Raw genomic sequence first — 12,837 nt, 5'->3', positions numbered from 1 at the left:
AGTTTATTGATGAGCGTCTATAATCTATATTTTGGGGCAATTATAAAAAGCGCAAGTGTCTTAACGCAAAAAGCTGAACGCCTATCGATAGAAAGAAGTTCAGCTTTAATATCATTAAGAGTGATAGTAATTAGACTTCGCTTAACAACTCGCGAGCAATAATTATTTTTTGTATCTCGCTGGTACCTTCATAAATAGTGGTAATGCGCACATCACGTGCCATGCGCTCGAGCGGATATTCTTTTATATAACCGGCGCCACCCATTAATTGTAAAGCGTCGTAACAAGCAATATTTGCTTTTTCTGCGGCAAATAACTTCGCCATAGAAGCAGCCTTACCAAAGGGTAAGCCTTGTTCTTTGGTGTAAGCTGCCTGCATTAATAATAAACGTGCTGCTTCTAAATCTGTGTAACGCTCGGCAAGTTTCCATTGTAAACCTTGGAAGTTTGATAATGCTTGGCCAAACTGCTTACGTTCAGTGATAAATGCACGGGCGTAATCCATGGCGGCTAAGCCAATCCCTAATGCTAAGGAACCAATACCAATACGGCCGCCAGCAAGTTCGCCAACAGCAACACCAAAGCCTTTATTTTCTTTGCCCATCATAGCAGTTGCCGGTATGCGACAATTATTAAAATTCACTTCATTGGTAGGTGATGCTTTTTGTCCCATCTTTTCTTCTGGCTTACTGACCGTAATACCTGGCGTATTTGCTTCCACTAAGAAACATGAAATACCCTTACCTTTTCGAGCTGTTGCGTCAGTGACCGCCCAAACAACAAAAATATCGGCAAAGCTAGCACTCGTGATATATAACTTGCTGCCATTGAGAACGTATTCATCACCATCAAGTACCGCTGAAGTTTTCATACCAGCAGGGTCTGAGCCGGCGTCATTCTCTGTTAAACAAAAAGCACCAGCTTTATATTCACCACTACAAATTTTAGGTAAATACTTTTGCTTTTGCTCTTCGTTACCAACCGCTTGAATAACTTCAGCGACCATATTTGTCACTGATGTTGTTACGGCTGTCGATGCGCATGCCCGTGCAATTTCTGTTATCGCTAAACTAAAAGCAACAGTACCCGCTTCTACACCGCCATATTCAGCTTTAATATTTAAGCCCATAAAACCCAGCTCAGTTAACTGTGCAAGGTTGTTGAGAAAAAGTGTTTGATCTTGGGTTTCATCAAGTTCGGCGGCTACAGGAGCTAATTCGCTTTCAGCGAATTTTTTTGCCATATCTTGAATCATCATCTGTTCTTCGGTTAATGATAAATTCATACGTTACTCACTTTTGTATTTTATATTTGTATTAAATGCGCATTTAAAATCAGTTTAAATGCTTTATTTTATCTTTATTATTAGTTATATATTAACTAAACGATCGCAGCATCGATTTAGATCAATCAAGCCAGCACAAACCAAAGTAATGCCACACCCAGTACTAAGCGATAGATAACAAATGGCATCATACCGACTTTTTCCAATAGAATAAGAAAGTAGTGAATGCAGGCATAGGCGCTAAAAAAAGCTAACACACTGCCAAGACCAATAGCGCTCCAATCAACGGGGCCTGTTTCAGTAATTAGCTTTAAGGTTAAATAACTCCCCGCCATTGCAATCGCAGGAATTGACAGTAAAAAAGAAAATCGAGCCGCATTTTCACGACTTAGCCCAAGCATCAAACCGATAGTCATTGTGATACCTGAACGCGAGGTACCAGGAATTAATGCCACCGCTTGTGCTAAACCAATCAGCATAGCGCCTTTAAAACCTAGTTTTTCAAAATCGATATGCTCAGTCGCTTTTCTTTTACCCGCTTTAATGTCTGCAAAGCCCAGTAAAAAACCAAAAATTAAGGTAGTAGCAGCAATAACCAGCGCCGTACGTAAATGCGCTTCGATAAAGTCTTTACCGAGTAGACCAAATATTCCTAACGGGATAGTGGCAAATAATATCCACCAAGCAAGCTTGCCATCAAAGCTAGTATTATCACCCTTTATACTGCCAATCCAAGCAACAGCCATATTAGCGACATCTTTGCGAAAATATAAAACAACCGCGAGTAAGGTCCCAACATGCAGAGCAACATCGAGTGCTATACCTTGGTCTTTCCAGCCTAAAACCGCCGAGGGTAAAATTAAATGTGCTGAACTCGATACCGGTAAAAACTCCGTTAAGCCTTGCAGAATAGCTAAAATAAATATCTCTGTAATGGTCATTGCTTATTATATTCCTTATGTATAATTCAATTTTTTCAGTGTCTAACTTTTATAATTGGCTTGACCAAGAAAAGTCTACTGTCGTTATCTGTTGTTGTTTTTTATCGTAAGCTTGCCAAAGTTGCTGGTAAGATTTTTTTAAAATAGGGTGTTTTAGCTCAGGCGCTACTTCAGCCAGTGGCCATAAAACAAAGGCATTTTCTGTTATTTCGGCACGTGGAATTTGCGCCGGAGTGTCTAGCACTAAATCGTCAAATAGCAATAAATCTAAATCTAAGGTACGTGGGCTATACTTTTTGGCATCAATTTCTCGACCATTGGTAAACTCAATTTCACGAAGTGCTTTAGTAACTTGCACTATATTAAGCTCGGTCGTCGCGCCAATCACCATATTATAAAATTCAGCACCGTCGAACCCTACGGCTTTGCTGGCAAATAAAGACGATAGCGTTAACTCACCGAGCAGCGCCTCAAGTGCAGTTAGACCTTTATGCAAATAGTGCTGGCGATTTACATTACTGCCAAGCGAAATATATAAACGCGCCATTACCCATGATTACTGTTATTTGCTTGGCTACCACGTTCAATTTCAACACCAACCGTTATGGCATTATGCACCGCATTAGGCTTAGCTACTTTTAATTTAAGCCAAGGGATATGATACGTGTCGATTAAGAATTTAGCTAAACGCTCTGCTAATGTTTCAATCAAATCGACGGGGTTTTTATTAGCAAATTCAGCTATTTTTATTGATATGTCGGCATAGTCGAGTGTTTTAGCTAGTTCGTCATTTTCGGCCGGTTTGGCGGTATCCCACCCCATAACTAAATCAATCACTAAGGTTTGTTTTATCTCTTTTTCCCATTCGAAGAAACCTATGGTGGTTTGAATGCTCAAGCCTTCAATATAAACTTTATCCATTAACGTATACTCGTCTTTAATGAAACAACTAAAAATATAGGTCGATTTTACCTGTGCAAGGTTATAAAAACTAGTGGTTGACGGATCAATTCATTTTTTTTATTAATAGACGATAGAAAAACTTATTTCCATTGGCATTATGACAGGCTAGAATATCTAAAATTGTTGAAAATTTGTAATAATTAACCATCATTTTAACAATAAACTGGGAGTTTTTGGTATTAGCGCTCTATTAATAACATTGATGATAATGCTTGCTGCCTATTTGGTCGGCTCGATTTCTAGTGCTATTTTATTGTGTAAGTTATTAAAACTTCCTGACCCTCGCACTATCGGTTCAAACAATCCTGGCGCAACCAATGTTTTGCGTATCAGTAACAAATTCATAGCGGCATTGGTGCTGGTCTTTGATATCCTCAAAGGCACTATTCCGGTGTGGGGCGCTTATTTCCTTAATTTAGAACCTCTTAATTTAGGGTTAATAGCACTGGCGGCTTGTTTAGGTCATATGTACCCTATATTTTTTAATTTTCAAGGTGGAAAAGGCGTTGCCACCGCACTGGGCGTATTATTACCAATAGGTTTAGACTTAGGAGGGTTATTGATACTGACTTGGGTAAGCGTGATTTATTTTACTCGCTATTCAAGCCTAGCCGCTATTATGACGGTATCGCTTGCGCCTTTTTATATCTGGCTGTTAAAACCGTTATATATGTACCCAGTGATGATGTTATCGGTATTAATTATTTTTCGTCACAAGGACAATATTTGGCGATTAATTAAAGGAAATGAAAGTAAAACATCCTTTACTAAAAGCAAATAAAGTCATTATATGTCGCCATTAACTCGCGCGTTATTAAACAGCAGATAACGTATCTAATGGCCAACGTGGCGTAGCTTTAAACGACAAATCTGCATCTGTTCCCGCTTTTAAACGCTGCAAACCTGCATAAGCTATCATCGCACCGTTATCAGTACAAAACTCAGGTCGTGGATAAAAAACTTCACCACCAAGCTTTTTCGTGATTTCCGCTAATTTTTCTCGAAGTGACGTGTTAGCGCTAACGCCACCAGCAATCACTAAACGTTTTAGCTGACATTGCTGTAAAGCACGGCGACATTTTATTGCTAAGGTATCAACAACCGCTTCTTGAAATGCATAAGCGACATCAGCATGTGTTTGCTCATCCATACCTTCATTACCTTGTGCTTTTTGTAACGCTATTTCTTTGCGAATAACGGTACCCGCAGCGGTCTTTAAACCACTAAAACTAAAATTCAAACCTGGACGGTCGGTCATTGGACGTGGCAATTTAAACCGTCCTTTTGTACCTTGTTCAGCCATCTTTGATAAAGCAGGGCCGCCTGGGTAATCAAGTCCAAGTAGCTTAGCGGTTTTATCGAACGCTTCACCCGCAGCATCATCAACGGATTCACCCAGTAATTCATATCGGCCAATACCGTCGACACGCACCAACATGGTATGTCCACCAGAAACCAGCAAAGCAACGAAAGGAAATTCTGGCACGTTTTCTTCTAACATAGGCGCCAGTAAATGCCCTTCCATATGGTGAACAGGTACGGCAGGTAGTCCCCAGCCATAAGCTAAACTTCTGCCAATAGAACAACCCACTAATAATGCCCCGACTAAACCAGGTCCAGCGGTATAAGCAACACCGTCTAAATCAGCGGGGGTTAAGTTGGCTTCTTTTAACACTTCTTTAATTAAAGGTATTGTTTTACGGACATGATCTCGTGACGCTAATTCAGGAACAACTCCGCCGTAGTCGGCATGAACAGCTATTTGACTATATAAACGATGGGCAACAATACCTTTTGGCAAATCGCCCTCACCATCATCATAAATAGCAATACCCGTTTCATCACAAGATGTTTCTATACCTAAAATTCGCATAATACCCTTAACCTAAAAACCTAAATAATGTTTATTTCATTTTATCGAGCGATTTTAACGCCACATTCACTATTATACCCATTTGATTAAGGTTGTGATCTACTTTTTTAAGAGAAAATCGATAAAGGTAAGCGCCAACACTTATCAAGTAGTGATTGGTTTTATCCCATAAAAATGAGTGGACATATAATCAACTGAGTATTAAACCCGCTAATTTTAGTTTTAAAAAATATTACACTTTACTTTAACTAGTGCTTCGCTTTAGAATACGTCACCCAATTTTGATAGAGTGGGTGTTTGCGAAGCAATAATGCTTAAGCGATACACCAATCATATAGATACATACTAAGGTTATACATGCCAGTAATTAAAGTTAGAGAAAACGAACCATTTGACGTTGCATTACGTCGTTTTAAACGTTCATGTGAAAAAGCAGGGATCCTTTCAGAAGTTCGCCGTCGCGAATCTTACGAAAAGCCTACTTGGGAACGTAAACGTAAGAAAGCTGCCGCTGTTAAGCGTGCTGCTAAAAAAGTTTCTCGTGAAAACGCTCGCCGCGTTCGCATGTACTAAGATACCTTAGTAGTATTTAAGACTATCGAGTAAAATAAATGAGTTTAATAGACCAACTCAGAGATGAAATGAAAATTGCGATGCGTGCTAAAGACAAATGTCGTCTTGGTGTTATTCGTATGGCCATATCATCAATTAAACAAGCCGAAATCGATCATAACCTCGAACCCACTGATGAGAACATCATTGTGATTTTAACCAAAATGGTTAAACAGCGCAAAGAGTCCATCAAAATGTTTACTGAGGGTGGTCGTGATGAATTAGCTGCTAAAGAAGCTGAAGAAGTAACCGCGTTAGGATTTTTTCTTCCGCAACCGCTTTCAAGTGAAGAAATTAGTCAGTTAATTACCAAAACTATTGCTGATACCGGTGCCGCTTCAATGGCTGACATGGGTAAAGTAATGGCGGTATTAAAACCTTTAATGCAAGGTAAAGCAGACTTAGGCGCAGTAAGCGGCCAAGTTCGTAATACCTTAAACGCATAACGGGTTCTGATAAAAGTTTACTGTTTTCGTTTTATTAAAAAGTACATTTTAAAGCCGTGGAATTTATTTTCACGGCTTTATTGTTTTATATAATACCTATTTATCGTTTCACTTGGCTGAGAAGTTAAAAAACACCTATCCAGTACAGGCCAATTAGGTTTAAAATAACCTTCGCACAAACAACCAAAGAAAATGTAGACATGGCTGGTATGATCCCTCGACAATTTATTGATGATTTATTAGCGCGTGCTGATATTGTTGAATTAATTGACTCTCGAGTACCGTTAAAAAAAGCCGGTAAAAATTATCAAGCTTGTTGCCCGTTCCATACCGAAAAGTCTCCCTCGTTCAGTGTTAGCCAAGATAAACAATTTTATCATTGCTTTGGCTGTGGAGAACACGGCAATGCTATTTCGTTTTTGATGGAATTTGACCGTTTAGAGTTCCCTGACGCTATTGAAGAACTTGCCTCCCATTATAATATGGAAGTGCCACGCGAACAAAATAACCAAAGCCCTGCGCAACTAAAGCAACAACAACAAGTTCACCAACAAAAACAAGATGATTACGAACTGATGGAAAAAATCAGTCGTTTTTATCAACAACAATTAAAGGTCGCTACCGATAAAGACTCTGCCATTGATTATTTAAAAGGTCGCGGCTTAAGTGGCGAAGTGGTAAAGCGCTTTGGTATTGGTTATATCAGTGATGCTTGGGATGGGATGATGAACCATTTTGCCAAAAACCCTCAAACCACTCAGCAACTTGTAGATTTAGGTATGGCAATTCCTGGCGATAAAAATCGTCCTTATGACCGTTTTAGAGGTCGCATTCAATTCCCCATTCGTGACAAGCGAGGTCGGGTTATTGGTTTTGGTGGCCGTGTATTAGGCGATGGCACGCCAAAGTATTTAAACTCTCCAGAAACACGTATTTATCATAAAGGCCATGAACTTTACGGATTGTTTGAAGCAAAACAAGCTAATAAACAATTGTCACGATTGGTCGTGGTTGAAGGTTATATGGATGTTGTGGCACTAGCACAACATGGTGTTGACTATGCCGTAGCATCGCTTGGTACCTCTACCACCCCAGAGCAATGCCAGACGTTATTTAGAACCGTTAAAGAAGTTATTTGTTGTTATGATGGTGACCGAGCAGGACGAGATGCCGCATGGCGAGCCATGGAGAATGCCCTGCCTTTAATCAACGATGGTACCAGTTTAAAATTTGTATTTTTACCTGACGGTGAAGACCCCGATTCCTTGATCAGAGAAAAAGGTCAACAAGCTTTCGAAGAGATCCTAGATAACGCGACACCCTTGTCAGTTTTTCTCTTTGACCACCTTTCTTTGCAAGTGAATATGAGTACCTTGGAAGGGAAATCAAAAATGATTGAGCTCTTCCAACCCTATTTAAATAAACTGCCTGATAGTACCTTAAAAGATTCAATTTTGACCGAATTAGCCAATAAATTCGCTCGTGGCAACGAAAAACGTTTAGACGAATTACGTAAAAAGAACAATCAAAACAACAAGGCGAGCACGGTAAAGAAGCAAAGTAAGATCACACCATTACGCCTTGCTATTGCATTATTACTTGAGCACCCCCATATCATTAGTGCATTACCAGATATTACTATTTTACAACAGCTCGATATGCCAGGTATTCCTTTGCTCAATCGACTGTTAGTTTTATGTAAACAAAATTCAGAAATTAACAGTGCTCAGCTCATTGAACATTTTCGAGGGACCACTGAAGGTAGCCAATTAACAAAGTTAATGTGCTTACAACATCATGTTGAACCTGAAAATGCTGAATCGATGTTTATTGATGTAATAGAAAGTTTTTTAAACAAATTTATTGAACAACGTACGGAGCAATTGCTTGCCAAAGAACATGCAAGTGGCTTAAGTAAAAATGAGAAACAAGAATTACATGCATTGTTAAGTGCGTAGCAAACAAAAATAAGTTGAACATAGTTTAACGCTGGCAATATACTAAGCAATTAGCTATAATTTCCGGCTTACTGTTTTCATTTTGATAGCCATAATTTAGGTGGACACTCGTCAATGAATCAAGCCCCACAATCTAGACTTAAAGAGCTCATTACCAAAGGTAAAGAGCAAGGTTACTTAACTTTTGCTCAAGTTAACGATCACCTGCCACAAGATATAATCGATTCAGACCAAGTTGAAGACATCGTTAGAATGATCAACGACATGGGTATTCAGGTATTCGAAACTGCTCCAGATCAAGATACCTTGATGATGACAGAAGGTAATACTGATGAAGATGCTGCAGAAGCAGCTGCCCAAGCACTTGCTACGGTTGAAAGCGAAATTGGTAGAACAACTGATCCTGTCCGTATGTATATGCGTGAAATGGGTACGGTTGAGCTATTAACACGTAAAGGCGAAATTGTTATCGCCAAGCGTATTGAAGAAGGCATCAAGGAAGTTCAGCGTAGTGTTGCTGAATATCCGCCGGCAATCAATTTCTTACTCGATATGTGGGACAACTTTGAAGCTGAAGAAGTTCGTTTAACCGATATTATTGTTGGCTTTTTAGACCCTGATGCTGAAGAAGAAGAAATCCCAGCAGCAGCGACACATATTGGTTCAGAGCTTTCAAAAGAAGAGCTTAACGACGAAGATAAGTCTGATGGTGACGAAGAAGATGAGGAAGAAGAAGATACCGGTCCTTGTCCTGAGCTTGCTAAAGAAAAGTTCACTCTACTTCGCAATGCCTACGAAAAAGCAAATAAAGTAATTAATGCTAAAGGTCGCGGTCATAAAGACGCACAAGCAGCAATTGATGATTTAGCTGAAGTATTTAAAGAATTCCGCTTAATTCCTAAACTTTTTGATAAGCTTGTTAAAAACATGCGTAGCGTAATGGATAGATTACGTATTCAAGAACGTTTAATCATGAAGCACTGTGTTGTTGGTGCTGGCATGCCTAAAACAACCTTTATCAAGATTTTTCCAGGTAATGAAACCTCTAAAGATTGGTTTAACGAACAAAAAGCTGCGGGTCATGCTTACTCAGCAAAAATGTCTGATATTGAATTAGACGTTGAACGTTGTATTTATAAATTAAATCAATTAGAGAAAGAAACCTTCTTAAATGTACACGGTATTAAAGATATTAACCGTCGTATGTCTATCGGTGAAGCTAAGGCTCGTCGTGCGAAAAAAGAAATGGTTGAAGCTAACTTACGTTTAGTTATCTCGATTGCTAAAAAATATACCAACCGTGGTTTACAATTCTTAGATTTAATTCAAGAAGGTAACATTGGTTTGATGAAAGCGGTTGATAAATTTGAATACCGTCGTGGTTACAAATTTTCAACGTATGCAACGTGGTGGATCCGTCAAGCGATCACCCGTTCAATTGCTGACCAAGCCAGAACGATCCGTATCCCAGTACATATGATAGAAACGATTAATAAATTGAATCGTATTTCTCGTCAAATGTTACAAGAAATGGGACGTGAGCCAACACCTGAAGAATTAGCTGAACGCATGATCATGCCGGAAGATAAGATTCGCAAGGTATTAAAAATTGCTAAAGAACCTATTTCAATGGAAACCCCTATTGGTGATGACGAAGATTCACACTTAGGCGACTTTATTGAAGATGGTAATGGCGAGCTACCCGTTGACTCTGCTACCGCTGAAAATTTGAAAGATGCGACGCACGAAGTATTAGCAGGGCTAACGGCTCGTGAAGCTAAAGTGTTGAGAATGCGTTTTGGTATTGATATGAATACCGATCATACGTTAGAAGAAGTGGGCAAGCAGTTTGATGTTACCCGTGAACGTATTCGTCAAATTGAAGCAAAAGCGTTACGTAAACTACGTCACCCTTCTCGCTCTGAGCAACTTAAAAGTTTCTTAGACGGCGAATAAAACTTTCATTTTTAAATAGATGACTTAAAATCCAGTAATTAGTTACTGGATTTTTTTTGTCTTCAAATAACTCGACTTAACAAACAGCCAATCAAATTTTTCATAAAAGGACTTTCTATGCGCTTTTTCATCTTACTATTTTCTATATTCTTAACGCTACCCACTTTAGCCACTAAATCTGGACCAATCGAAGTAACACCCTTTGCAGGTTATCGTTTGGGAGGAGATTTTGATATTTCAGGAAATTTTTACGAAGAAAATGATCTTCAATCATTACAGGTAGATATAGATGACAGCTCAAGTTTTGGGGTGATTGTTGCCTGGCCTTATGACAATAAACGCCAAGGTGAATTGCTAATAAGCCATTATGAGAGCGAATTAATTCCTGACAGTTTATTCACCCCTGATACCATCGATTTGGCAGTGACCTACCTACACATTGGAGGAAATGTACCGTTTTCAAACAGCTTAATACCGGTGTGGTTTTCTGGTGGCTTTGGTGTTACTCATTTTTCACCCGAGGCAAAAGAACTTGATGATGAAACCAAACTGTCGGTTAACTTAGGCCTTTACAGTAAATTGCAATTAAATGACCGTATAGCGATTCGTTTAGGTGCAAGAGTTTATGCGACACTTATTGATTCTCAAGATGCACTTTTCTGTGATAACAACAGCTGTAAAATCGCAATATCGAGCGATATGTGGGTACAAAGCGAATTATCAGCCGGATTAACCTTTACCTTTTAGTCCTTATTATTCGGTGATAACATGTTGCGGATCAGATAGAAATGTTTGGTCCGTCAAGGTTTTCAAAAAGGCAATTAAGTCTGCTTTTTCTTCTTTTGTTAAGACAAATCCTTTAATGAACTGACTTTTTAGGGGATTACTTCGCCCATCACCTTGATATTCACCTTTGGTAATATTTCGTCCACCTGCCGCATAAAAATCAATAACTTCCGCTAGGCTTCCAATACTTCCATCGTGCATGTAGGGCGCACTAACTTCAATATTACGTAATGTTGGCGCTCTAAAGCGACCATTATCTCTCATTAACGTTGAAATTTCAGACAAACCGGTATCATGCTTAGGGTAACCTGATTTGTTACTACCACTTTGCTGGCTCACATTATACAAACCGGTATTGTGGAAGGGTCTGCGATCAATAAGTTGCTTTTCATGACTGGTAGACTGGGTAAAATTAAATCCACCATGGCAATGATGGCATTCAAGCTGCTCAGAGAAAAATAAATTCATACCACGTAAAGCTGATGCAGAAATAGCATTATCATCAGCCAAATAGGCATAAGCATCGAACGGCGAATCTAAAGAAATTAAACTGCGCACGTAACTTGCTAATGCTTTAACAATTAAATCAAAACTTATGGTTTTTTCTGGGAAGGCTTCAGTAAATAAACGCTGATAACTCGTGGTATTAAATCGCGCTAAAACCTCATCTTCATGACCGGTTATACCTAATTCGACCGGTGATTCACCAAACATAGGTAATAGTATTTGCTGCTCAATAGAGGTTAAACCGTCATGGGCCCAGGTTAACGTTTTGTTGTACGCTATGTTAACTAAAGCAGAGGCATTACGGCGATGTGGTTGTGCGGTGCTACCAAATGAGTGAGGGGTATTTTCGCCAAAAGCAAATTGTTGATGATGACAACTGGCGCAAGCTTGTTGTTGATTAGCAGATAAATTTCTATCAAAAAATAGCTGCTTACCTAAATTAACTTTTGCTTGGGTCATTGGGTTATCTTGCGGTACTTGCGGCTTAGGAAAACCTTCGATAATGGGCCACTGATATTCTGCTGCTAACTCTTTACTATCACTACAAGATTGTATTAATAAACAAAGAGTTACTAGCACTAAGCCCGATAAGTAAAGTGTTACTGTCTTTAAACGTTGGCTAACCATCTATTTGCGCCTTAAGATTTGTTTTAAATAGCATGGACTGATCAGTATTATTGGTATTTATCCCTAAATTTTTAAATAACACTTTACAGCTTTCTTCATCTACCGCCGACTGACAACTGTTCGCACGTGTTAATGCTATATCAGCAATTAATGCGGCTAAATCAAACTCGATGGTAGTTATTTGTGAAGTAAAAGGCAAAGAAATGACAACTCGGTTAGGGTACAAACATTCACTTTTTGGCGCACGAACAGGACTTAAAGCTTTACAACCGGTAGAGCCTAGATGAAACAACCAATCATCATCGGGTGAAGCTAACTCTGCACGTATAAATTTGTGACCACCCTGCCATCCCCAGAACATTGAAGCTTCATTTAACGGGCTAGGCTGTGTTAATGGATTAAGATGATTCAGTGCAAACGGTACACCTAAGGTAAAACGAATATCGGTTATAACCCTAGTTTCATTTAAAGGCGTTAATTCAAGTTGCCAATAGTCTTGATGACCTTCTCTGTTACACTCCTCTCCCAATAAGGCGATATTCTCTGCTTGATGGGCGTTTGTTGTCATCAACCATGGCTGCCAGCCACTTTTTTTAGTGTTAACTTCAACATCATGTATAAAAAACTGTAATTGTTGATACTGCCACTTTGTTGATGCTACACCTAGTGCTTGTTCATTATTACCACTGAAGTTACTGGCACAGTTCAAAGCAACCTCTTTATAAACCGGTGTAAAAGTAAGCGTGGTTGGTTTTTCTTTTTGAAAACATCCTGAAAGTAACGTTACGCTTAACAGTAAAATAGCAGCGCCAGAGAGAGATTTATTTAATATATAAGTCATTTTAATTTGGCTTAATCGTTGAATGCAAAGTAATATTTACAT

13 protein-coding genes are annotated in these 12,837 nt (G+C 39.1%); 6 read left to right on the top strand and 7 right to left on the bottom strand.

What is annotated here, in order from left to right; genetic code table 11:
* Positions 1–130: 130 nt before the first annotated feature.
* The 4 genes from ESZ26_RS02410 to folB form a co-directional block, all read right to left on the bottom strand.
* Positions 131–1,285 (bottom strand): acyl-CoA dehydrogenase family protein, encoded by a 1,155-nt coding sequence (locus tag ESZ26_RS02410; protein ID WP_146797996.1) that lies wholly within the window; start codon positions 1,283–1,285, stop codon positions 131–133.
* A gap of 125 nt (positions 1,286–1,410) precedes the next feature.
* On the bottom strand, positions 1,411–2,226 hold the full coding sequence (locus ESZ26_RS02405; protein WP_146797998.1) for an undecaprenyl-diphosphate phosphatase: 816 nt from the start codon (positions 2,224–2,226) through the stop codon (positions 1,411–1,413).
* Between the two features lie 49 nt (positions 2,227–2,275).
* Positions 2,276–2,773 carry a 2-amino-4-hydroxy-6-hydroxymethyldihydropteridine diphosphokinase gene (gene folK / locus ESZ26_RS02400; protein WP_146798000.1) on the bottom strand — a complete coding sequence of 166 codons (498 nt, stop codon included), beginning with the start codon at positions 2,771–2,773 and terminating at the stop codon, positions 2,276–2,278.
* Entirely contained in the window at positions 2,773–3,147 is a 375-nt protein-coding gene (gene folB / locus ESZ26_RS02395) for a dihydroneopterin aldolase (RefSeq protein WP_146798001.1), read from the bottom strand. Before folB ends, folK begins: the two co-directional genes overlap by 1 nt.
* A 244-nt stretch (positions 3,148–3,391) precedes the next feature.
* Between folB and plsY the strand changes: the two genes are divergently transcribed.
* Complete coding sequence (gene plsY / locus ESZ26_RS02390) at positions 3,392–3,970, top strand: glycerol-3-phosphate 1-O-acyltransferase PlsY (protein ID WP_146798003.1); 579 nt, start codon at positions 3,392–3,394, stop codon at positions 3,968–3,970.
* Positions 3,971–4,003: 33 nt separating this feature from the next.
* Here plsY and tsaD read toward each other — a convergent pair whose 3' ends face one another.
* On the bottom strand, positions 4,004–5,062 hold the full coding sequence (gene tsaD / locus ESZ26_RS02385; protein WP_146798005.1) for a tRNA (adenosine(37)-N6)-threonylcarbamoyltransferase complex transferase subunit TsaD: 1,059 nt from the start codon (positions 5,060–5,062) through the stop codon (positions 4,004–4,006).
* Between the two features lie 357 nt (positions 5,063–5,419).
* On the opposite strand from tsaD, the gene rpsU reads away from it, so the two are divergent.
* The 5 genes from rpsU to ESZ26_RS02360 all read left to right on the top strand — a co-directional run bounded on the left by rpsU (position 5,420) and on the right by ESZ26_RS02360 (position 10,781).
* Positions 5,420–5,635, top strand: coding sequence for a 30S ribosomal protein S21 (gene rpsU / locus ESZ26_RS02380; RefSeq protein ID WP_011045067.1), 216 nt, complete (start codon positions 5,420–5,422; stop codon positions 5,633–5,635).
* 38 nt (positions 5,636–5,673) lie between these two features.
* Positions 5,674–6,120, top strand: a complete 447-nt coding sequence (locus ESZ26_RS02375; protein ID WP_146798008.1) for a GatB/YqeY domain-containing protein — start codon at positions 5,674–5,676, stop codon at positions 6,118–6,120.
* 200 nt (positions 6,121–6,320) lie between these two features.
* Positions 6,321–8,078 (top strand): DNA primase, encoded by a 1,758-nt coding sequence (dnaG, locus tag ESZ26_RS02370; protein WP_146798010.1) that lies wholly within the window; start codon positions 6,321–6,323, stop codon positions 8,076–8,078.
* Positions 8,079–8,192: 114 nt separating this feature from the next.
* Positions 8,193–10,034: an RNA polymerase sigma factor RpoD gene (gene rpoD / locus ESZ26_RS02365; RefSeq protein ID WP_146798012.1), complete on the top strand. Its 1,842-nt coding sequence runs from the start codon at positions 8,193–8,195 to the stop codon at positions 10,032–10,034.
* Positions 10,035–10,151: 117 nt separating this feature from the next.
* Positions 10,152–10,781, top strand: coding sequence for a hypothetical protein (locus tag ESZ26_RS02360; RefSeq protein WP_146798014.1), 630 nt, complete (start codon positions 10,152–10,154; stop codon positions 10,779–10,781).
* 6 nt (positions 10,782–10,787) lie between these two features.
* Here ESZ26_RS02360 and ESZ26_RS02355 read toward each other — a convergent pair whose 3' ends face one another.
* Both ESZ26_RS02355 and ESZ26_RS02350 read right to left on the bottom strand, forming a co-directional pair.
* The gene (locus ESZ26_RS02355; RefSeq protein ID WP_146798016.1) at positions 10,788–11,954 is read right to left on the bottom strand and encodes an MbnH family di-heme enzyme; all 1,167 of its coding nucleotides are present in this window, start codon (positions 11,952–11,954) and stop codon (positions 10,788–10,790) included.
* Positions 11,947–12,795 (bottom strand): MbnP family copper-binding protein, encoded by an 849-nt coding sequence (locus ESZ26_RS02350; RefSeq protein WP_146798018.1) that lies wholly within the window; start codon positions 12,793–12,795, stop codon positions 11,947–11,949. Before ESZ26_RS02350 ends, ESZ26_RS02355 begins: the two co-directional genes overlap by 8 nt.
* Between the last annotated feature and the right edge of the window lie 42 nt (positions 12,796–12,837).

This window comes from Colwellia hornerae (assembly GCF_007954355.1).
GTDB classification, from domain to species: Bacteria; Pseudomonadota; Gammaproteobacteria; order Enterobacterales; family Alteromonadaceae; genus Colwellia_A; species Colwellia_A hornerae.
The sequence above is the reverse complement of the archived record's forward strand: the minus strand, read 5'-3'. Positions and strand labels throughout refer to the sequence as shown.